Origin of the sequence: Vibrio sp. 2CM40D (assembly GCF_023161825.1) — a bacterium.
GTDB lineage: Bacteria > Pseudomonadota > Gammaproteobacteria > Enterobacterales > Vibrionaceae > Vibrio > Vibrio alginolyticus.
Genome location: NZ_JALNTL010000005.1, coordinates 93,547 through 115,246, shown reverse-complemented (window position 1 = coordinate 115,246; position 21,700 = coordinate 93,547). Strand labels below are relative to the sequence as shown.

At 46.3% G+C, this 21,700-nt stretch carries 20 protein-coding genes; 5 read left to right on the top strand and 15 right to left on the bottom strand.

Annotation, left to right across the window (positions count from 1 at the left end; genetic code table 11):
- From gspL to gspC, 10 genes are read right to left on the bottom strand one after another with little or no spacing between them, the layout of a single operon-like run.
- The gene (gspL, locus tag MTF70_RS12870) at positions 1–1,203 is read right to left on the bottom strand and encodes a type II secretion system protein GspL (RefSeq protein ID WP_053303405.1); all 1,203 of its coding nucleotides are present in this window, start codon (positions 1,201–1,203) and stop codon (positions 1–3) included.
- The gene (gene gspK / locus MTF70_RS12865; protein WP_005382999.1) at positions 1,172–2,182 is read right to left on the bottom strand and encodes a type II secretion system minor pseudopilin GspK; all 1,011 of its coding nucleotides are present in this window, start codon (positions 2,180–2,182) and stop codon (positions 1,172–1,174) included. Before gspK ends, gspL begins: the two co-directional genes overlap by 32 nt.
- Positions 2,175–2,852 carry a type II secretion system minor pseudopilin GspJ gene (gspJ, locus tag MTF70_RS12860; protein ID WP_132936677.1) on the bottom strand — a complete coding sequence of 226 codons (678 nt, stop codon included), beginning with the start codon at positions 2,850–2,852 and terminating at the stop codon, positions 2,175–2,177. Before gspJ ends, gspK begins: the two co-directional genes overlap by 8 nt.
- On the bottom strand, positions 2,839–3,228 hold the full coding sequence (gene gspI / locus MTF70_RS12855; protein WP_205461483.1) for a type II secretion system minor pseudopilin GspI: 390 nt from the start codon (positions 3,226–3,228) through the stop codon (positions 2,839–2,841). Before gspI ends, gspJ begins: the two co-directional genes overlap by 14 nt.
- Complete coding sequence (locus MTF70_RS12850) at positions 3,215–3,814, bottom strand: GspH/FimT family pseudopilin (protein ID WP_205461484.1); 600 nt, start codon at positions 3,812–3,814, stop codon at positions 3,215–3,217. Before MTF70_RS12850 ends, gspI begins: the two co-directional genes overlap by 14 nt.
- Positions 3,815–3,843: 29 nt before the next feature.
- Entirely contained in the window at positions 3,844–4,287 is a 444-nt protein-coding gene (gene gspG, locus MTF70_RS12845) for a type II secretion system major pseudopilin GspG (protein ID WP_005379298.1), read from the bottom strand.
- Positions 4,288–4,346: 59 nt separating this feature from the next.
- Positions 4,347–5,564, bottom strand: a complete 1,218-nt coding sequence (gspF, locus tag MTF70_RS12840; RefSeq protein ID WP_005379297.1) for a type II secretion system inner membrane protein GspF — start codon at positions 5,562–5,564, stop codon at positions 4,347–4,349.
- On the bottom strand, positions 5,564–7,066 hold the full coding sequence (gene gspE / locus MTF70_RS12835; RefSeq protein ID WP_005379296.1) for a type II secretion system ATPase GspE: 1,503 nt from the start codon (positions 7,064–7,066) through the stop codon (positions 5,564–5,566). Before gspE ends, gspF begins: the two co-directional genes overlap by 1 nt.
- Complete coding sequence (gene gspD / locus MTF70_RS12830; protein ID WP_005379295.1) at positions 7,066–9,084, bottom strand: type II secretion system secretin GspD; 2,019 nt, start codon at positions 9,082–9,084, stop codon at positions 7,066–7,068. The genes gspE and gspD overlap by 1 nt, the downstream gene beginning before the upstream one ends.
- A 36-nt stretch (positions 9,085–9,120) precedes the next feature.
- Positions 9,121–10,047 (bottom strand): type II secretion system protein GspC, encoded by a 927-nt coding sequence (gene gspC, locus MTF70_RS12825; protein WP_005379294.1) that lies wholly within the window; start codon positions 10,045–10,047, stop codon positions 9,121–9,123.
- A gap of 253 nt (positions 10,048–10,300) precedes the next feature.
- Here gspC and hslR point away from each other — a divergent pair, with 253 nt between their 5' ends.
- The 4 genes from hslR (at position 10,301) to MTF70_RS12805 (ending at position 15,876) form a co-directional block, all read left to right on the top strand.
- A complete protein-coding gene (gene hslR / locus MTF70_RS12820; protein ID WP_005379292.1) occupies positions 10,301–10,687 on the top strand; it encodes a ribosome-associated heat shock protein Hsp15 in 387 nt (128 codons plus the stop codon).
- Between the two features lie 31 nt (positions 10,688–10,718).
- Positions 10,719–11,594 (top strand): Hsp33 family molecular chaperone HslO, encoded by an 876-nt coding sequence (gene hslO, locus MTF70_RS12815; RefSeq protein WP_031780788.1) that lies wholly within the window; start codon positions 10,719–10,721, stop codon positions 11,592–11,594.
- Positions 11,595–11,930: 336 nt separating this feature from the next.
- Positions 11,931–13,559, top strand: a complete 1,629-nt coding sequence (gene pckA / locus MTF70_RS12810; RefSeq protein WP_005379288.1) for a phosphoenolpyruvate carboxykinase (ATP) — start codon at positions 11,931–11,933, stop codon at positions 13,557–13,559.
- 190 nt (positions 13,560–13,749) lie between these two features.
- A complete protein-coding gene (locus tag MTF70_RS12805) occupies positions 13,750–15,876 on the top strand; it encodes an AsmA family protein (RefSeq protein WP_005382976.1) in 2,127 nt (708 codons plus the stop codon).
- Here MTF70_RS12805 and MTF70_RS12800 read toward each other — a convergent pair.
- From MTF70_RS12800 to MTF70_RS12790, 3 genes are all read right to left on the bottom strand, one after another.
- Entirely contained in the window at positions 15,862–16,779 is a 918-nt protein-coding gene (locus MTF70_RS12800) for a bifunctional GNAT family N-acetyltransferase/hotdog fold thioesterase (RefSeq protein ID WP_005379283.1), read from the bottom strand. The genes MTF70_RS12805 and MTF70_RS12800 overlap by 15 nt on opposite strands.
- Positions 16,780–16,885: 106 nt before the next feature.
- Positions 16,886–17,320: a D-aminoacyl-tRNA deacylase gene (gene dtd / locus MTF70_RS12795; protein ID WP_021034088.1), complete on the bottom strand. Its 435-nt coding sequence runs from the start codon at positions 17,318–17,320 to the stop codon at positions 16,886–16,888.
- The gene (locus MTF70_RS12790; RefSeq protein WP_005379281.1) at positions 17,292–18,236 is read right to left on the bottom strand and encodes a virulence factor BrkB family protein; all 945 of its coding nucleotides are present in this window, start codon (positions 18,234–18,236) and stop codon (positions 17,292–17,294) included. Before MTF70_RS12790 ends, dtd begins: the two co-directional genes overlap by 29 nt.
- A gap of 34 nt (positions 18,237–18,270) precedes the next feature.
- Between MTF70_RS12790 and MTF70_RS12785 the strand changes: the two genes are divergently transcribed.
- Complete coding sequence (locus MTF70_RS12785; protein ID WP_005382972.1) at positions 18,271–18,912, top strand: DUF2959 domain-containing protein; 642 nt, start codon at positions 18,271–18,273, stop codon at positions 18,910–18,912.
- A 31-nt stretch (positions 18,913–18,943) separates the two neighbouring features.
- Here MTF70_RS12785 and MTF70_RS12780 read toward each other — a convergent pair whose 3' ends face one another.
- Both MTF70_RS12780 and typA read right to left on the bottom strand, forming a co-directional pair.
- Positions 18,944–19,486, bottom strand: coding sequence for an AAA family ATPase (locus MTF70_RS12780; RefSeq protein WP_005382971.1), 543 nt, complete (start codon positions 19,484–19,486; stop codon positions 18,944–18,946).
- A 72-nt stretch (positions 19,487–19,558) separates the two neighbouring features.
- The gene (gene typA / locus MTF70_RS12775) at positions 19,559–21,388 is read right to left on the bottom strand and encodes a translational GTPase TypA (RefSeq protein WP_248394045.1); all 1,830 of its coding nucleotides are present in this window, start codon (positions 21,386–21,388) and stop codon (positions 19,559–19,561) included.
- Positions 21,389–21,700 lie beyond the last annotated feature (312 nt).

The following is a 21,700-nucleotide window of genomic DNA, read 5'->3' as shown; positions in this document are numbered from 1 at the left end:
TCACAAACGCTTCAAAACAAAGCTGCCAACCACAACGTTATCGCTACGGTTCAACTGACCTTGCTCAACATTAAACTTCTCTGCCAATTTCACACGAGCCTGCTCAAAAGGTTGGAAGTCTGAACTACGAGCCTGAATACGTACTTCGCCACGTTGTCCGTCGTATTTAAAGCTAGTGATCTCCAAGTCGCTGACCTGACCAAGCGTCGCGGGTAATGCCGCCAACCATGACAACATTGCCTGCTGACCACCTCCACCAGATAAGCGGCGCTCTTCATCATCCATTTGTCGTTTGAGGTAACTAACGGTAGGAATGCGTCTTTTATTTGGGAACACTTGGCGGAAAATACGCTCACTCTCCTCACGATACGCTTGAGCTTGTGCTTCGTACTTGTGGACCACGAGCAACTGCTGCGCAACCATGACAACGATAAGCACCCCCGCAGCAATGGTGGCTTTTTGCCAGAGCTTCCAGTATTTACCCCAAGAAGATTTCGGCTTGAAGATCCCAGTCAGCAAATTGACTTTGCTTTCTGTCACCCCCTTCGCCAGTAAAGCCATCGTCATTTCTTCTGGTTGCGGCTCCCATATTTCAGGTAACGCAGATTCCGGGACCGAGCTATAGCAATCGAGCTTCCAACCTTCATGATTTTGTAGATAAGAAGAGAGGTAAAGGTCTAACCAAGAAGCGTCGACAACCGCGCCCTCTGTCACAGAGTGACGAATTAGCCATTGCTCGCCAATCATTGCAGCACTGCTGTGATCTCCACGAACCGGTAACGCAAGCACATCGGGTAAAATGCGTTTAATGGCGATACCTTGGCTTGAGAAACGTTGCAGTACAGTCTGAATCCAAGCACGTTCAACTGCGCAAATCTGCGCTTTATCCGCTTGTTTACCCAACACGCTAAAGTGCAGGCCATCAACGTCCTGAGCAACTTCGTCTTCCACTAAGTACGGTAACATCGCCTCGAATTGGCGTGTTGCACCAGGCGGTATATCCACTTGCGTCAGGACCACATCATTACTCGCCAACAGCGCCACAACTTGGCGCTGACCAGCATATGAGACCAATTCATCTAAGTGTTCCCACCCGGCGATTTCACCGCTAGCAATCACTTCCTGTTGATCTGTCGACCACACCACCCAAGGAATGGTACTTTGTTGTTCGCTACTCAGCCGAACGGTCAGAAACTCGCTCACTGATCCCTCCAAAACGACGGCGAACTACGGTCACCGTTTCTCTATTTGTACTTTGCAAAAGGCTTCGGATACGTACACGTGATTCATCCACCAACACTTGTGCATCCAATTCAAAAAAGGCGCTATCCACACCCAAATAGCCTTTGGCGTTTTTCTTTACATCTTCACTTAAGCCAGCCATTTCTGACTCTGCTAAAAATTCATCAATGCTATCCCACCCATCAAATGGGCGTTTTTCAATTAGCTGAATCGCATCACTACTGCTTAAGTTTGGTGAGAACATTGCCACCAAAATCGGAGTTTGCTCAACATCAATCGTATTCACGTTTAAACGCCAGTCATCACTTGGCAATGCACAGACCAACGGCTCCAATTTTTGGAAAATTTCACCACTCACCTGATAGACAGCCCGTAACTCGGAAGCATCTGCCATCCAACCATTTGATGCCAAATAGGAAGGTTTCATCGCTTCATATGTGCTGTCTTCAACCCCAGTAGTCGAACGGACAGAGTCATCAGCATCAATGTATTCCCAAGTAGAGTCTGCAATGATTTCTGCTTGATATGGCTCGACATCCAACTCTTCTAATAGGCGCTGCAATACATTCACTAAATATGGTCTTGTAATTTGCTGACCCGTTGGTTGCACACGACTCAATACATTTAGATTAAAGCACGCTTGCTTGTCTCTAATTCGTCCCGCCGCTTGACCATAATCTAACGGATAGACTTGCTCTTTTATCGCCCACGGTTGACTCATATTAATCGTGTCGGTGTCTTTATAACTTTGTTCGATACCCACTTTTGCTAGCGCCTCGACGCCAAGGCTGTACCAGTACGCTTGCTGGTAATTGATTTGATTAGCGCCTCGCTGAAACTGTAAGAACAAACGTTCCGACATGCTGGCGGCAACCGTCGCCATAATCGCCAGCAACATCAACACTATAATCAAAGCAACACCGCGCTGACGGTTAACCATTATTGCTGTCTCCTGAACTTTCCTCTTTCTGACTCAATGTGCCATCAGGAGTGAGATAAGTGCGGGCAATTTCTCCATAGTCTTTGAGAGTGAGAACAACAGAAACCGCTTTCGGCAGCGCTTTTTCTTCAGCCCACTCTTTTTTCCATTGCTTACCATCATAGAAACGCATATCAAATGACTCGACCTGCGTTAGCAATGGAGTAACAGTACCTTGTTGCCCAACCGGCGTATCAGGATAGCGCCACCATACTCGCTGCAGTGTTTCTTCTTTTAAGCGATAGCCAACCTTGGTTACTTCTCCACGAGGGAACTGCTGCTGAGGATTGTGCCAACCTAAACGGGCAAACATCAGCCCTTTAGTATCGGAGTCCAACAGGTAATCGGACCAAAAAATTAGCCGGCTAGCAGGCTCTTCACCATTAGTACGTGTTTGACGCATCGCCATTTGACGAAAATCGTTATCCATCATAACCATGGCACGCTGAATTTCGTTTAAGCGTTGGGTTCGTTCTTGTGATAGCGCATTGCTACGCTGTACTTGCGATACCACTTGGTACGCTGCGACACTTAAACTGGCAAAGATGGCAATCGATACCAACACTTCAATAAGTGTAAAACCTTTTACCCTTTGGCGCGTGTTTGCGCGGAGATGATTATTGCGCCACATAGCTTCGTACCGTTACTACAGGGCTCGCGCTTTTATCTACCGAGACGCTCACATCAAATGCTTTCAGCAATGGCTGCGTCGTGGCGACTGGCGTGACTTTCCAGAACCAAGTGCGTCCTGCCAGCTCTTCTGTGCCGTTTTTCGCTTTGAGTTCTCCGGTATTCAACATCACATTTGCCATCTGATTATCCACAACCATGGCTGCAAACATTTTTTCTTCTAGATAACTGATTGTATTAATATGCTGGCTCACAGAGCGAATGACACTGATGGCAGCGGTAGCGAAAATTGCCAGTGCGACCAATACTTCCAGTAAGGTCATGCCTCTCGTCCGGCGATGACTCAAATTTGGGCGAGCTTGCTTAAAATTGCGCATTCTCATCCTCTTTCACTTCTTCGCCCGGAGCTAATAACAAAATTTGTCCACTTTCTTTGCCAATGACTCGCCAACCGTCATTAAAGGCATCACCATTTTGCGGAAAAAAAGACAGGGTAAATGGCGTGACTTCGGCGCTGGAAAAGATAAACACTTGCGGTGGCTGAATTTTCTTTTCGTCCTCTTCTTCTGCGAACATGTCTTCATCAAAAAGAGAACCTGGTTTGAATAAGCGCTCATCATTATCCCAAGCACCACCTCCGAGATCGAGTTGTAGCGTAATATCTTCTTCTAGCTTGGTTTTGCTCGGAATCTGCTTTAATTTCAGAGGCTGCCAACCTTCTGAGGTTAAACTCAGTAGAGCGTAGGTCGATTTGGTATCATCCACTCGAACGCCAAAATCTTTACCGCTCAGCACCGCTTCTTCATTGAGCAGCTGTAAACGCTGAAAAAAGCTTTGAGCATACTGTTTGGAAAGATCTTTTTGGCTAGTCGGTAACGTCGAGATCACGGCCACAGCCGTAAGAGATAGCAAAACCAGCACCAATAGAATTTCTATCAATGTAAAACCGTTATGTTTTCGCATTTGTTTCATTAGTGCTGGCTTAGGCTCAATTATTGGAAGTCTTGCATGTTCCAGTTGCCAATATCTGCAGCTGGACCTTCTCCACCCTCTTGGCCATCTGCGCCTAGAGTGAAGATATCGATTGTACCGTTATCACCTGGGCTTAAGTATTGGTACTGGTTGCCCCAAGGGTCATTAGGAAGACGTTTGATGTAACCACCATCACGGTAGTTGCGTGGCTCTGGGTTAGATGGCTTACTAACCAATGCTTCTAGACCTTGGTCCGTTGTTGGGTAAACGCTGTTATCCAACTTGTACATATCTAAGGCATTTTCCAACGCGACAATGTCCGTAATCGCTTTTTGTTGGTCAGCCTTCTCTTTGTTACCCAATAGGTTTGGAACAACAAAACTTGCCAAAATACCTAGGATAACCACAACAACCATCACTTCTAAAAGTGTAAAACCCTGTTGTTTACTACGCTTAAACTTCATTTTTTTCTCCGAAAGTTAGATTAAAGCCATGCCGTTAGTAGACACGTCTTAATTCGAAATTATCCACTCATCAAGTTATTCATTTCTAGCATTGGCATCAAGGTCGCCATCACAATGAACAACACTAATCCAGCCATTAATGCAATCAGCGCAGGAGTAAACACACCCAGAGCAATATTGACTGTTGATTCAAAGTTTTGATCTTGGTTATCGGCAGCCCGCGTCAACATGCTCTCTAATTCACCACTTTGCTCACCACTGGCGATCATGTGTAGCATCATTGGTGGAAACAAGCGAGTTTGATCCAACGCCTTACGCAGACTAGCCCCCTCTCGAACGTTATCCGCTGCAAGCAAGACTTGCTGCTTCACATAACGGTTAGACATAACATCTACCGCAACGCGCATACCCTCTAGAATTGGAATCGCACTGGAAGTACAGATCGAAAGCGTTCGTGCGAATCGTGCGGTATTCAAACCTCGAGAGATCTTACCTATTAGCGGTAAGCTCAAGATTTTTCTGTCCCAAGCTAAGCGAAAGTCTGGCTTTTGCAACGCCAGTTTGAGGCCATAGAAAAGCGCCACCAGCACAACGAAAATAATCAGCCCCCAATCTTGCACAAACTCACTGGCTGCCAGTAAAAATTGCGTCGATTGAGGTAACTCTTGGCCCATCTGAATGATGGGTTCAATGATTTTAGGAACAACTGTCGCCAATAAGAACGAAACGATGACAACCGCGAATACCACCAAAACTACAGGATAAATCATGGCTTGAAGCAATTTAGATCGCATCTTTTGGCGGTTTTCGACGTAGTCTGCCAGTCGCTCTAATACGGTATCGAGGTGACCTGATTTTTCGCCCGCCGCAACCATGGAGCGGTACAGTTCATCAAACACATGTGGGTAATCGGCAAAACTGTCGGCAAGCGGATAACCCTCTGTTACTTTCGAGCGAACCGCAGCCAACATAGAACGAATCCTCGGCTTTTCAGCCTGCTCAGAGACCGCACGCAAACACTCTTCCAAAGGCATACCTGATTGGACTAGCGTAGACAATTGCCGTGTGATGAGTGCCAGCTCAGATGTTGAGACGCCGCGCTTAAAGCTGACTGAACCTGAAGACTTAGCCGATTTAGCTTTCGTCTCAACCACTTCAATCGGGATCATCCCTTGCTCTTTGAGTCGCTGGCGCACTTGTCGGGCGTTGTCCCCTTCTATCGTGCCTTTTTTATGCTTGCCTTTTGCATCTAGCGCTTTGTACTCAAATGCCGCCATTAGGTTTCCTTCGTCACTCGCATCACTTCTTCAAGTGACGTAATGCCACGACGCACTTTGCTTAAACCATCGCTGCGAATACTTGGCGTATGGGCGCGAACGGCTCTCTCAATTTCTTGCTCACCAGACTCTCGGTGAATCAACTCTTGTACTTGCTCATCAACCATAATGAGCTCGTGGATACCTGTTCGACCTCGGTAGCCTTTTTGGTTACACGCTTCACAGCCTTTTGCTCGGTGCAGTTCTAACGGTTCATGCGCTTCCATACCAAACAGTTTTTTCTGTTCCGCATCGGCTTCATACGGCTCTTTACAGCTTGGACAAAGCGTTCGAACTAAGCGCTGCGCTAGCACCCCTAATAACGAAGAAGAAATAAGGAATGGCTCAATACCCATATCACGTAGACGCGTAATCGCACCCACTGCGGTGTTGGTGTGGAGAGTCGACATTACCAAGTGACCCGTTAAGGACGCTTGCACTGCAATTTGTGCGGTTTCTAAGTCACGGATCTCACCGACCATCACCACATCCGGGTCCTGACGCAGAATGGCACGCAAGCCGCGCGCAAACGTCATGTCGACCTTTGGGTTCACCTGAGTTTGACCGATGCCATCAATATCAAATTCGATCGGGTCTTCAACCGTTAGAATGTTGCGTTCGTTGCTATTGATCTCTTGCAAGCCAGCGTACAAGGTGGTGGATTTACCAGAACCTGTCGGGCCCGTCACCAAGATGATACCGTGAGGGCGGCCAATCAAGTGACGGAAGTTGTCATGCACTGAAGGGGTCATGCCCAAACTATGTAAATCAAGACGAGTCGCGTTTTTATCCAACAGACGCATTACCACGCGCTCCCCATGAGAGGACGGCATCGTCGATACACGCACGTCCACCGCACGACCACCGATACGCAACGAAATACGGCCATCTTGAGGCACACGCTTTTCTGCGATATCTAGTTTAGCCATAACCTTCACACGAGAAACCAGCAAAGGCGCTAGCTTACGACTTGGGGTCAGAACTTCACGTAATACGCCATCGACACGGAAACGAATCGAAAGGGTTTTCTCGAACGTCTCAATATGAATATCCGACGCACCTTCTTTGATCGCTTCACCCAACATGGCGTTGATCAATTTGATGATTGGCGCATCGTCTTCCGATTCTAATAAGTCTTCATCATGCGGCAGTTCTTCAGCCAAAGAGAAGAAATCATCGCTATCAGCACCAATATCTTCCATCAACTGACGCGCTTCAGACGAGTCGCGTTGATATGCTTCAGTCAGCTTTTTATCAAAGGCTTCTTTATCGATAGGTTGCGGTACGAAGCTTTTCTTTAATACACGACGGACTTCAACCAGAGCCGCAGGGTTAAGCGGCTCGACATAGTAAAGAATAGGTGGACGCTCAGGATGCTCTGTCTCCAGCACCAGTTTAAAGCGGTTGGCAAAACTGAATGGCAGACGACGCATACTTGGCGCTGTGTCTAACATATCAACCATTAGTTGTTTTCCATTTGATCAATAAACGCTTGGATCTCTGTTGGGTGCTGACGCTCCTGGCCAAAGGCTGGCATAACCGGGATCTTCTCGTCAGCCATCAACTTCAAACCTTGATCCGCTTTATAAAGCTGTTCTGCGCGAATAAAGTTGTATTTACGCTGCGTAATACCGTCAGCCGTCACACCATCGCGAATAATCGTCGGCTTGATGAACACCATCAAGTTACGCTTTTCTGTTTGCGTGCTCGTTGACTTGAACAGGTGACCCAGTACCGGAATGTCACCCAATAGCGGCACTTTAGACTCACTTTCAAGTGCGCGTTCATCGACCAAACCACCAAGAACCAACATCTGACCATCTTGGATCATGACAGAGGTGTTTAACTGTCGTTTAGCAAAGCGAACGTCAACCGCACCGTTTGCGCCTAATACGTTGGAAACTTCTTGTTCAATGTTTAACTGTACAGAGTCACCTTCATTAATTTGTGGCACTACTTTGAGTTTGATACCGACTTCTTTACGGTCAACCGTTTGGAATGGGTTGTCGTTGTTTGAGCCAGCCGTAGAGCCCGTAATAACCGGAACCTCTTCACCCACAATAAATGATGCTTCGCCATTATCCATTACGGTAATACTCGGAGAAGATAGAATGTTTGAGTTGGAGTCAGAAGCAACAGCACTAATTAGCGCTGTCCAGTCACCCATGACAATACTCATTGCCGCACCATTTACTCCGCTAAGCGCTGACGCTAGCGTAGAGTAGTCACCTGATTCAGTAACATCATATGGCGTTCGTTCGCCATTAGAGTTGGTATAGTATTCAGTGCGGGTTTGATCTTTTGCTTCTTCTAGACCAACCATCACCTGACCAATCGGGGCTCCTGAGTTACCGTACTGAATTACAGCACCCGTTTCTAATGAACCCCACTGAACACCTAGGTTAATACCATCACCTTCAGACATTTCGACAATTAACGCTTCAATAAGAACCTGAGCACGACGAATATCGAGTTGAGAAATGACGTCTTGTAATGCCATCATAATATCTGGTGGCGCTGTTAAAACTAACGAGTTAGTTGCAGCGTGAGCAGCAATGACGACCTCACCACGCGATGCACCTGATGTTTTCTGACCGGCTTGTTTTTCAGCTTGCAGGTTATCGGAAACACCTTTCAATACATCCACCAAATCTTCAGCTTTCGCATTTTTCAGGTACACAACTCGGTTGTTACCTTTTGTCGCCATTTCAACATCAAGTTGACGAATCAAACGTTTCAAGCGGGCTCTTACTTTTGGATCACCAGAAATTAAAATCGCGTTAGTACGTTCATCGGCCACAATTTTAGGTTCAAGGAACTCTGGCGTGCTTTTCTGATTCGCACTTTTATTCAGTGCTTCAACAATGCGTACCATTTCAGCAGCAGATGCATTACGCAGCTCTACCAATTCAATTTCTTTATCACCGGCTTGGTCAACACGCTTGATGATCTCTGCTAAGCGATTCACTACTGCCGCACGACCAGTAATCAAGATAATATTCGCTGGATCATAATGAACCACGTTACCGGCACCGGCATTATCAATCAGTTGACGAAGTAGAGGAGACAACTCTCGAACCGACACATTACGCACCGCGACAACTCGAGTGATAACACTATCGCCTTGCGCGCTGCCATCACCTAACACAGGGATTGCTGAGGTTTTTGAGTCTTTTGCTTTGATAACCTTAAGTACCCCATTGTCCATTTCTACGACTGCGTAACCGTATACTTCAAGGACATTAAGGAAAAAGCTGTAGTATTGCTCTTCGTTAAGAACGTCATAGCTGCGGACATCGATCTTACCGCGTACTGAAGGATCAACAATGATGGTCTTTTCGAGGTTACGACCCACTATGTTGATGAATTCTTGAATATCAGTGCCTTTAAAGCTCGCACTAAATTCGTTTGCCATTGCACCTGGTACGCAGAGTAAACTTCCTGCTAGTAGCCAAGCACTTTTGCTGAACCAATGTTTCACGTATGTCTCCCTGAACTTACGCCGGTTGCCTAAGTCTTACAATTGGATATAGATATCGTACTGTTGGCCGTCTCGCTCAACAGTTAAATTTAATTCTTGCGGATCGCTCATCACTTGCATCAGTTGTACTGAAGAAGACGGGTCACTTAAATCGATCCCGTTCAGTTGAACCGCAATATCGCCAGGTTGTAGCCCTACATCATTAAATAATGCGGCATCACGACCAGGTGATACTCGATAACCAACAATGTCTCCGTCTTTTTTGACGGGTGAAATGGTGATGTATTTAAAAACGCTTTGTGGATCTTTCGCAATTTCCTCGCGGATTTGCTCTAATTTCTCTCCAACGTCAGACGTCGCTGCTTCTGCTCGCTGAGCTTGCGCCCTAGCTACCTGCGGCGATTCAGATAGCTTCTTATATTCTATACCTTCCATCATTAAGGTCTCGTCTCGACCTTGGTTATCAATGATGACGCGATCCACCAATACCGCTTTTAGTGTCGCACGTGTCCCTTCGATTTCTTCACCCAAACCGTACGTAGCTTGCTTACCTCGGTTAGCAATAACAGCAAGGCTGGTGTTGGCATCACTACTTGCAACCGCACCGACCAGCGTAAGGTTAAGGCGCGTCTTAGGGGCGTCTTTAACAATAGGCTGTTCTACAACCGCCGCTTTTTGCTCAGTGTATTTACCGAATAGGTTGGCATTCTGAAGGGCATTAAAATCTATCGCGTCGCCTTTATTGCTCGCAGCAACGCTACTCGCCGATGGACGCCATTGCGGCACTTCCGACGATTGAGGTATGGCTAACCACACAATTTTGCCAAGTATCCATCCGGTTATCGCAATAAACAGACAGGTAAGCAACAAGCTAAGTTTGGCTTGAATGGTATAATGATTGGACTTGATCTGAGCCAGTAGCGGTCTGCTTGATAATCCTGCACTTAGCTCTAAACGTTTCACTGAATGGATTCCTTTATTCTAACGTCCGTCATTTAAGCTATAACGATAGCTATCGACTTTAAATTGCTAAATTTGCAATAAAATTATTACTCAACAAAGAGCAGTGAACTATATCACAAGTTGTCTTTCATACCTTTTTCTTATGCAGTTTTTGCCAACTCCCTTGAAAAAAATACGCCTTGACTCCATCTGTAGGTGAATAATCCATCACTCATTGCCGTATTCGGGCAGTGATTAGATAGCGTAGTGTTCTATGAGTTCCCTAAATGAAGCCGTTAGGCTAGATAAATGGCTATGGGCCGCAAGATTTTACAAAACCCGCTCCATCGCGCGTAACATGGTCGATGGCGGTAAAGTCCACTATAATGGCCAACGAAGCAAGCCGAGTAAAATCGTTGAAGTGGGCGCTGAAGTCAGACTTCGTCAAGGCAACGAAGAAAAAATCGTGATCATCGAACAAATCTCAGATCAACGCCGAGGCGCTCCCATCGCACAAACCTTATATCGCGAAACCAATGAGAGTATCGCGAAACGTGAGGAACACGCGACTCAACGTAAGCTTAATGCCCACAACCCAAGTCCGGAACGCCGCCCAGATAAAAAGCAGCGCCGAGACATCATTAAGTTCAAACACCAATAAAAGCCGGAATTACCAACGAGGAAAGCACTCCATGGCAAATAATGTTTTAAACCGCTACCTATTCGAAGATCTTTCAGTACGTGGCGAGTTGGTACAATTGGATGAAGCGTACCAACGTGTTATCTCCAGCAAGGAATATCCGGCAGCAATAGAGAAACTGCTGGGTGAGCTACTCGTTTCAACTACTCTTTTAACTGCCACTCTTAAGTTCGAAGGTTCGATCACCATCCAGCTACAAGGCGACGGTCCTGTGTCTCTTGCCGTTATCAACGGTGACCATAACCAACGTGTTCGTGGCGTAGCTCGCTGGGAAGGCGATATTGCCGATGACGCAAACATTCACGATCTAATGGGTAAGGGCTACCTTGTGATCACTATCGAACCGAAAAACGGCGAGCGTTACCAAGGTGTCGTTGGATTAGAAGGTGACACTTTAGCAGAAGTGCTAGAAGGCTACTTTGCAAACTCAGAGCAGTTAAAAACGCGCCTATGGATCCGCACTGGTGAGCATGAGGGCAAAGCACACGCAGCAGGTATGTTGATTCAAGTGATCCCTGACGGCACTGGCTCTCCAGATGATTTCGAACATCTAGAGCAGCTCACTGATACAGTAAAAGATGAAGAATTGTTTGGTTTAGAAGCGAACGAGTTATTGTATCGACTATATAACCAAGACAAAGTACGTCTGTACGAGCCACAACCTGTCGAGTTCCATTGTGGCTGTTCTCGTGAGCGTAGCGGTGCCGCAATCATCACCGTTGAGAAAGCTGAAATTTATGACATTTTGGCAGAAGTTGGATCAGTTTCTTTACATTGTGATTACTGTGGCACAACTTATACGTTCGACGAATCTGAAGTCACTGAACTGTATGCACAAGCTTCTACAGACAAGAAAACCCTGCATTAATTTACATAGCTTATCAAGCACGTAATTTACCCTACAAAAGGCCAGCTTAATGCTGGCCTTTTTGTGATCAACCCCTCGTAATAACTAGCCTCAAGCGTAATAAAACAACTGCTTAATTTTAAACAATTAATAATGATTTTGCCCTAGCGCAAAGGATTGCGTGCACGATAGACTATTCCCACCAATATGTGACGGGTTACCTAAAACCTTATTGAAATCATGGGCAAATTTTGAGCTATCTCCCTGTTTTCTCCCCGCCCCGTTGCTAGCATGGTGAGCAGATTAAAATTAAAACATTCTTACAAAATCCCTACAAAATCCTTATAAGGAGCACCTATGACCGTTATGGAACATACTAAGGCTGCAACACTTGATCTAACCAAGCACGGACTGCATAACGTAAAAGAGGTTATTCGCAACCCAAGCTACGAAATGTTGTTTGAGGAAGAAACGCGTGAAGACCTAACCGGTTATGAGCGCGGCGTGGTTACTGAACTAGGTGCGGTTGCCGTTGACACTGGCATCTTTACTGGTCGCTCACCAAAAGATAAATATATCGTCAAAGACGCTACGACAGAAGAACATATGTGGTGGACGTCTGATCAAGTGAAAAATGATAACAAACCAATCACTCCTGAAGTGTGGGACGAGCTAAAAGAACTGGTCACAAACCAGCTTTCTAACAAACGCTTGTTTGTTGTTGACGGTTACTGTGGTGCAAACCCAGATACACGTTTGAGCATTCGTGTTATCACAGAAGTCGCATGGCAAGCGCACTTCGTTAAAAACATGTTTATTCGCCCGACGGAAGAAGAGTTAGCGACATTTGAACCAGACTTCGTAGTAATGAATGGCGCAAAATGCACTAATCCAAAATGGGAAGAGCAAGGCCTGAACTCAGAAAACTTCACCGTATTTAACCTAACCGAGCGCATGCAACTTATCGGTGGTACTTGGTACGGTGGTGAAATGAAGAAAGGTATGTTCGCGATGATGAACTACTTCCTTCCACTAAAAGACATCGCATCAATGCACTGTAGCGCTAACATGGGCAAAGATGGCGATGTAGCGGTATTCTTCGGTCTATCTGGTACGGGTAAAACGACCCTGTCGACTGATCCTAAACGTGCGCTAATTGGTGATGATGAGCACGGCTGGGATGATGACGGTGTCTTCAACTTCGAAGGTGGTTGTTACGCAAAAACCATCAAACTTTCGAAAGAAGCAGAGCCGGACATCTACAATGCAATTCGTCGTGATGCACTGCTAGAAAACGTAACAGTACGTGGCGATGGTTCTATCGACTTTGATGATGGTTCGAAAACAGAAAACACACGTGTTTCTTACCCTATCTACCATATCGATAATATCGTTAAGCCAGTATCAAAAGGCGGTCACGCGAATAAAGTGATCTTCCTATCAGCCGATGCATTTGGCGTACTGCCTCCAGTATCTAAATTGACACCCGAGCAAACTAAGTACCACTTCCTGTCTGGCTTTACCGCCAAACTAGCGGGAACAGAGCGCGGTATTACTGAGCCAACACCAACTTTCTCTGCTTGTTTCGGCGCGGCGTTCCTAACGCTTCACCCAACTAAATACGCAGAAGTACTGGTTAAACGCATGGAAGCAGCAGGCGCTGAGGCTTACCTAGTGAATACTGGTTGGAACGGCACTGGCAAACGTATCTCTATTCAAGATACACGCGGAATTATTGATGCCATTCTTGATGGTTCGATTGAAGAAGCACCAACTAAGCACATTCCAATCTTCAACCTTGAAGTACCAACGTCACTACCAGGTGTGGATCCTAGCATTCTAGACCCTCGCGACACGTACGTTGACCCACTTCAGTGGGAAAGCAAAGCGAAAGATTTAGCAGCGCGCTTTATCAATAACTTTGATAAGTACACAGACAACGCTGAAGGTAAATCTCTGGTTGCGGCTGGTCCTCAGATTGATTAAATCGAGTAACAGCGACGTCGCGTAAACGCAGTGAAAAGTTGGCATTAACTTATCACCTTTACGTAGGCCAAGTTACAAAAATTGCTTCAAGCCCCTCTTTTGAGGGGCTTTTTATTGAATACCACAGAATATTGATACAAGCTAAAGCCTATCTAGTTTTATTTCATAACACACGTAGGTTCTAGCAAAGATGAAAACAGCGCGTCGAGTTCTACTTCTGTTACTGGTTATCTTAGTTGCCATTCCAGCCGCTACGATTGCGCTGCTAACAACATCTTACGCGGACGCAACCTGGCGCTTGCTGTCAAACACCTTTTCTCTTCCCTTCCGGGCCGGAAGCGTGCGTTATGGCTTTCCCTATCACCTAACTTTACAACGCGTGAACACCAGCGGAGACGATGCGTCTTACATCGAGCAAGTCGATTTATGGATGAATCCCGATGTTTATCGCGATGGTAAATGGATCGTTGATAGTTTATTGATTGATGGTATGAGCTTGCAGTATGGCGCACCAAAGCTCCCACCTTTAGACAACGTTTTATTCCATCAAATCGCGCTCAAAAATATTGATTACGCCGACGAGCAGTTCTCTGCCAATGGCATTGACCTTCAAATTCAATCACCACAATGGAATGGTCAATTAATACCATATGGCGAAGTTCAACTTGCAGCTGACCAACTCTATTGGAATGGCGAAGCCTTTAATCAAGTCTTAGTCGATATAGACTACAAACCGCAAGACAGTACGCTTTATGGCACCTCTTTTAACTGGCGTAACAGTCAAATATCTGGGCAAGGGGAGCAGTATCCTCAAGGCTGGTCTTTAGTAAATGTGACCATCAACAAGCTGAAACTGAGTAATACGCAGCGCCAATCACTGCTTGCAAAACCTTGGCACGATCTACCATTTAACATTAATCATATTAATAGCTTAGATTTGCTTAACGCCGATATTGAATGGGGCGACTGGCACTGGCAGAACTTGGATCTTTCTGTGGAAAACGCCACACTGCCACTGTCTCTCTGGAAGACAAAAGCTCAAAAAGCTCAAGTGTCATTGCAGGCGGATAGCGTTCGATTCCAGCAGCAAACCGCAATAGAGCCACGTTTGAGTGCCGCTATCGAGCCAGGAGTAATCCAGCTCAACGAGCTCAGCTTAGATTGGCAGCAAGGTCGAGTACAAGTTTCTGGATTGTTCACGCCAACACAATGGAAGCTCAAAGAAGCCTCTATTCAAGGCCTCAAGTGGGCAACACAGCCAGAAGACAACCTAAATTGGTGGCACGCCGCCACCAGCGAGTTAGAGCATGTTGCAATCGAACGACTCGACATTGAGCGCAGCCAAATTATCCAGCTATCTCACGAACCTTATTGGCAACTTTCCGGTTTAAATATCGAAGGGCAACAGCTTGATATTAAACAGTCGGCTCAACGTTGGGGCCTTTGGCAAGGCGAATTGGAAGTCAGCGTTGTCAATGCCAGCTATGACCAAATACTCACGTCTCACGCAGCACTTGCCATGCAAAGCAAAGATGGCTTTTGGCAATTGACTCGCCTTTTTGCGCCACTCGAGCAAGGCTACGTAGAAGGCATCGGACAAATAGATTTGAGTACCCCGAGCCAACCTTGGGCGCTCAACGTCAATGCTGATGGTATTCCCTTATCGCTCTTCCACGATTATTTTTTACCCGACACACTGGCTATTGATGGTTTTTCCGATCTCAGCCTCGATCTACAAGGGTTATCAGGTGATCGCAACATGCTGGCCTACAGCTTATCGGGTGAAGTGGAAGCCAATCTCCGAGATACCCGCTTGAAGTCCCAAGCGGATCATTCGCTCAAAGCCATTACCTTAAGTCCACTGCGTTTAAGCGCGCAACGAGGGGAAGTATCCATAAAGCCGGTCACAATCTCAGGAAAAGCCATAAGTGGTAAGGTTTGGGGAACATTTGATATGGCCAACAACCCGCTAAGTGGCATTACTTATCAATTGGAAGAGTCATGCGGAAACATTGAAGGCGATCTACTAAGTGGTGAAACCCACCGTAATGAGTGCGTGAACGCATCAAAACTGGCCGAGCCTACTGATATTGAGACTCCACAGAAAAATGAACCTTCCATCGAGCAGCCAACCGTAATTGATAACATCAATTTGGAGACTCAAGAGGAAGAGCTTTACGAAGAAGTTATCGAAGAAGATGAAGTACCCGACACGAATTCCGCAGCAGAACAAACCCTCTCACCGACAGAGCAAGAAGGTGAAACAGATAAGCGCCCAGCAGATCAGTCGGCGTTTACCCCATCAGCAACTGAGTAACTGCGAGTAATTCGGTATCAGCATATAGGTACCGACAAAATCCACAGCGGGCGTGTCACCACTATAAATCACTACGTGAATAACGATGCGTGCTTTGCGTCCCGACTCCAATCGGTCTAGGTCACCACTGATCCCATCCAACGAAGTACTCGCCACGGGGTTTTGTTCGACTGGTTGACGATAACGAATCGAGCTGTCGGCTAACACAATATCACCGTGCAGCCCACGCTCTTTAAGCAGCAGCCACGTCATCCCCCACCCTGTCAGGGTTGCTAAGGTAAAAGCTGACCCGGCGAACATGGTGTTATGGGGATTAAGGTTAGGATTAAGCTGCGCACAGCATTCAAACTGGTAACCCGTGTACTGGTTAATTTTGATCCCCATTTTGTCGCTAATTGGGATTTGTTGCTCCCAGCGCTGTTGAAGCTCAGTACACCATTCAGGGCGACGTAACACATTGGCCATCGGATCCAGTTGCTTCACCATTTGCTGATGGCGCACAGGGCCACGCTCATCGGTTAGCTCGCCTCGACGCTCAAAGCCATTTTTTTCATAAAAGGCGATGGCATCTTCACGGGCATTACACACCAAGCGTTTCGCTCCTTCTTGGCGCGCTAACGACTCTAGTGCAACCAAAACCAGCGAACCCATCCCTTTGCTACGGCGATTATTTTTAACCGCCATATAGCGGATCTGGCCATCATTATCCGGCGTAATGTATAAACGTCCAATCGCCATAGGACGACCTCGACCATCAACAATCATGCGGTGATGGCTCATTTCGTCGTATTCATCGCGCTCAGAGCCGATCGGCATACGCCATGGCTCACGAAGCAGTTGCCAGCGAAACTGATAATACTTGTTTATCTGATTATCGGTTTTGGGAGTAATGAGTTTGAACATATCAATCCTTTGAAAGCACAACACTAATCAGTGTCGGAAAAATTACTCCAAGCCAATTCCATGAGCTTGGAGTTAAAGCTTAGACTATGGCGCCTGTGTTACCAGATTAGACCTGCAACCAAAACGTCACTGGACCGTCATTCACCAAAGACACTTTCATATCGGCAGCGAAGCGGCCACGCTGTGTGGGTAAGACTTCTTCACACAAGTCAGAAAAGTAATCATACAAGCGCTCTGCATCCACAGGATGCGCACCGCGAGAAAAGCCAGCTCGCGTGCCTTTTTTTGTATCCGCAGGCAGCGTAAATTGAGAAACCACCAGCACTTTACCTTCCACCTGTTTAACGTTCAGGTTCATCTTGCCTTCGTCATCTTCGAACACACGGTAGGTTGTAACACGCTCCATTAAACGCTTTGCTTTGGCTTCATCGTCGCCCTTCTCTACGCCCAATAAGACCAGCAGACCACGATCAATTTCTCCTACGACTTCACCATCCACACGGACGGCTGCTTCACTGACTCGTTGAATTAGCGCTATCACTACTCTCGCTTCCTTCATCTGTTAACTGAGATTCAGCGGTCGAGTGTATCATGTCTAAATCTTCACTCCAGTGCTCTCGCTCACCAAGCGCAGCCGTAACTTCCGCCCCCAATAACACGATCATCCAGCATAAATACACCCAAACAAATAAGATAGGAATCGCCGCTAACGCGCCGTAGATGAGCTGATAAGACGGAAACTGAGTGATGTAGAGTGCAAAGCCTTTTTTACTCAACTCGAACAGTATCGCGGCGACTGCTGCCCCCATGGCACCATGAGCGAGGTGTACTTTTTTATTCGGCACTAGAATATACAAGCCAAGAAAAGCAAAAAAGGACAGCAACAACGGTAGCCAACGCAGAAATAAATTAAACGCACCAGATAATGTCTCATTCTCTAAAATTTGCAGCGAAGTCACGTACGACGTCGCCGCAATACTCGCACCGACCATGATCGGCCCTAACGTGAGTACCATCCAATACATAGAGAATGAAAAGACTAAACGGCGCTTGTCTTTAACTCGCCAAATGTAGTTTAAGTTCTTATCAATGTTGGAAATCAGCATGACCGCTGCGATGAATAAAAACCCACCGCCAACCGCGCTCATTTTGCCCGTATTCGCCACAAATTCCTGTAATGCCGTATGTACAGCTTCTCCAGAAGCTGGCACAAAATTCTCAATAATGTAGCCTTGCAGCACCTCACCAACGTTCGCAAAAACGGGAAATTTCGACAATATTGATAACAATACCGTCAGCATTGGCACGATGGATAACAAGGTAATGTAGGCAAGATAGCCCGCGTTCACATTCACACGGTCATGCGTTAATCGCTTAAGAAGATACTTAAAAAACGCGACGCAACTTGGCAGTAGATTGATTAATCTCGCCTTGTAACTCTCTGATAACTGGTTCATAGTTCATCCCATAATTAGCGCCGAGGACATAAGAATGCCTTATTTATTAGCAATTGTACTATCAATTTTCACTTTAACAGGGTGTCAATCTGCTTATTACTCAGCAATGGAGCAGGTTGGGTATCATAAACGAGATATTATGGTCGACCGCGTCGAAGATGCCAAAGAATCTCAACAAGATGCACAAGAAGAATTCACCAGTGCACTTGAAGCCTTGTCTGCGATCACCAACTTTGATGGTGGTGAGCTAGAAAATGTCTACAACAACATCAATGACAAATACGAAGATAGCGAAAAAGCGGCTCAAGACGTACGTGACCGTATTGCTGCGATTGAAGACGTATCCGGCGCACTGTTTGATGAGTGGCAAGATGAGCTAGAGCTGTACTCGAGTGCGAAACTGCGTCGTTCAAGCGAGCAAAAACTACGTGAAACCAAAGCCTCGTACAAAACCATGCTTAGCGCTATGAAGCGTGCAGAGAAAAAGATGACACCGGTACTGGATACGCTACGTGACAACACGTTGTACTTAAAACACAACCTTAACGCCAGTGCGATTGGTTCTTTGCAAGGTGAGTTCTCTAGCTTAGAGAAAGACATTCAGTTTGCGATCAAACAAATGAACGAAGCGATTGCAGAGTCCGATAAATTCCTACAAAAGCTCAATCAAAAGTAAATGATTTAGACCTCCTCCTAGTGAGGAGGTTTTAGTCGGCGACCTTACCGAGTAAACCGATGACTCTTCGAACAAAGCCTACTCTCTCTGGCACAGTTCCCCATGGTACTTCTATCACTTCATAACCCAACTCAGTATAGACACTCACTAACGACTGATGAATCTCCAATGCTTCTTCAAAGCTGTGCGGACGCACTTCATCTTGTACGTAAATGGATGCTTCAGGTCGACAAGTAAACACCTGACTATGGTACCCAGCGCTTTCGGTTAAGAAAGCTTGGTCAACCTTACAGCCGCCCACTTGTAGGTATGCAATGATGTCGGGGATGGCGCGATCAACAAACGCAACATCATGACAACGCGCATCACTCTTTTGTTTGTCCATCAACCCAAGGCATAACTTGGCAAACTCAGGTAAATTCGTCCACGGCAAAATACCATTTTCTAACTGGCTTTGCTGCTCAATCAAGTCGCGAGACCCTTCAGGAAACGTGGCGTAACCACACGCGTCTAGCGCATTCAGCAGTGTTGTTTTTCCCGCACCAGGCCCACCGGTGATAATAATCGGGTTCATATTCAACTCCAGAAAACAAAAAGCCCCGAGCATAACTCGAGGCTTCTTCTTAATTGAATCGCTTAACGAAAATTATTTCGCGCCACGAGAAGCACGCTTACGGTCGCTTTCCGTTAGGAACTTCTTACGGATACGGATGCTTTCAGGCGTTACTTCTACTAGCTCGTCGTCATCGATGAATTCTAGTGCTTGCTCAAGAGTCACCTTGATTGGCGGAGTAAGAACCTGTGCGTCATCGGTACCTGATGCACGAACGTTGGTTAGCTGCTTACCTTTCAGTGCGTTTACCGTTAGGTCGTTGTCACGGCTGTGAATACCGATAACCATACCTTCGTAAACTTCAACACCGTGACCGATAAATAGACGACCACGCTCTTGAAGGTTGAACAGTGCGTTAGTTAGCGCTTTACCCATCGCGTTCGCGATTAGTACACCGTTTACACGTTGACCGATGTTACCGCCTTTGTGAGGGCCGTAGTGATCAAACGTATGGTAAAGAAGACCTGAACCTGAAGTCAGTGTCATGAATTCCGTTTGGAAACCGATCAGACCACGTGATGGCATAACGAAGTCCATACGTACACGACCTTTACCGTCTGGAGACATGTCTTTCAGCTCACCTTTACGTAGGCCGATGTTCTCCATGATGCCGCCTTGGTGCTCTTCCATTACGTCGATAGTTACCGTTTCGAACGGTTCCATCAACTGACCATCTTCTTCTTTGATGATTACTTCTGGACGAGATACTGCTAGCTCGAAGCCTTCACGACGCATGTTTTCGATCAGGATAGAAAGGTGAAGTTCACCACGACCTGATACGCGGAATTTATCTGGATCGTCTGTTTGCTCAACGCGTAGTGCAACGTTGTGTACCAGTTCCTTCTCAAGACGCTCAAGGATGTTACGTGACGTTACGAACTTACCTTCTTTACCCGCGAATGGAGACGTGTTTACTTGGAACGTCATTGTTACTGTTGGTTCATCAACAGACAATGGTGGTAATGCTTCTACTGCGTTTTGTGCACAGATAGTGTCAGAAATTTTCAGCTCGCCAAGACCAGTGATTGCGATGATATCACCCGCGTTAGCTTGTTCCACTTCGTGACGCTCTAGGCCAAGGTAGCCCATTACTGTACCCACTTTACCGTTGCGAGTTTTACCATCAGCACCAATAATGGTTACCTGCTGGTTTGGTTTAACGCTACCACGAGTTACGCGAGCCACGCCGATAACACCAACGTAAGAGCTGTAGTCTAGCTGAGAAACTTGCATCTGTAGTGGACCATCAAGGTCAACATTTGGCGCGTCAACAACATCAACGATAGTTTGGAATAGTGGTTCCATGTTCTCGCCAGTTTCGCCTTCTTCTAGAGAAGCCCAACCGTTAAGTGCTGATGCGTAAACTACTTTAAAGTCTAGCTGGTCATCAGTTGCACCTAGGTTGTCGAACAGGTCGAACACTTGGTCCATAACCCAATCAGGACGTGCGCCAGGGCGGTCAATCTTGTTGATTACAACGATTGGTTTTAGACCGTGAGCAAACGCTTTTTGTGTTACGAAACGCGTTTGAGGCATTGGACCATCAACTGCGTCAACGATAAGTAGTACAGAGTCTACCATCGACATGATACGCTCAACTTCACCACCGAAGTCCGCGTGTCCCGGAGTATCTACGATGTTGATACGGTAATCGTTCCAGTCGATTGCTGTGTTTTTAGCAAGAATGGTAATACCGCGCTCTTTCTCGATGTCGTTCGAGTCCATGACTCGCTCTTCAGCTTCACCGCGAGACTCAAGCGTGCCTGATTGTTGTAGCAGCTTGTCAACCAACGTGGTTTTACCGTGGTCAACGTGCGCGATGATCGCGATATTTCTTAATTTATCAATCTGTGGAGTAGCCATGGATATTGATTCACTTAGATAGATGAAATGCCCCCACGCTGAGAACGGGTGCTCTCTGGCGACATTTGCTGATTAAAAAAACGGCCATAATGTACCAGATTTTAGCAAAAAGCCTAGAAATATGTGATCTACTCCCGAGCATTTCTGCGATTTTTACGCTTAATGCCCATTTTCTTCCTCAGAACGAATTGATTAAACGCAACTTTATTCTAATCGATGCATAATTCAAATTGACTCTTGCTCAAAAACTGGGCTGAATACGCAATGTACCTGTCACATTATGGTGCAACAATGATTTTTGGCACCATAATA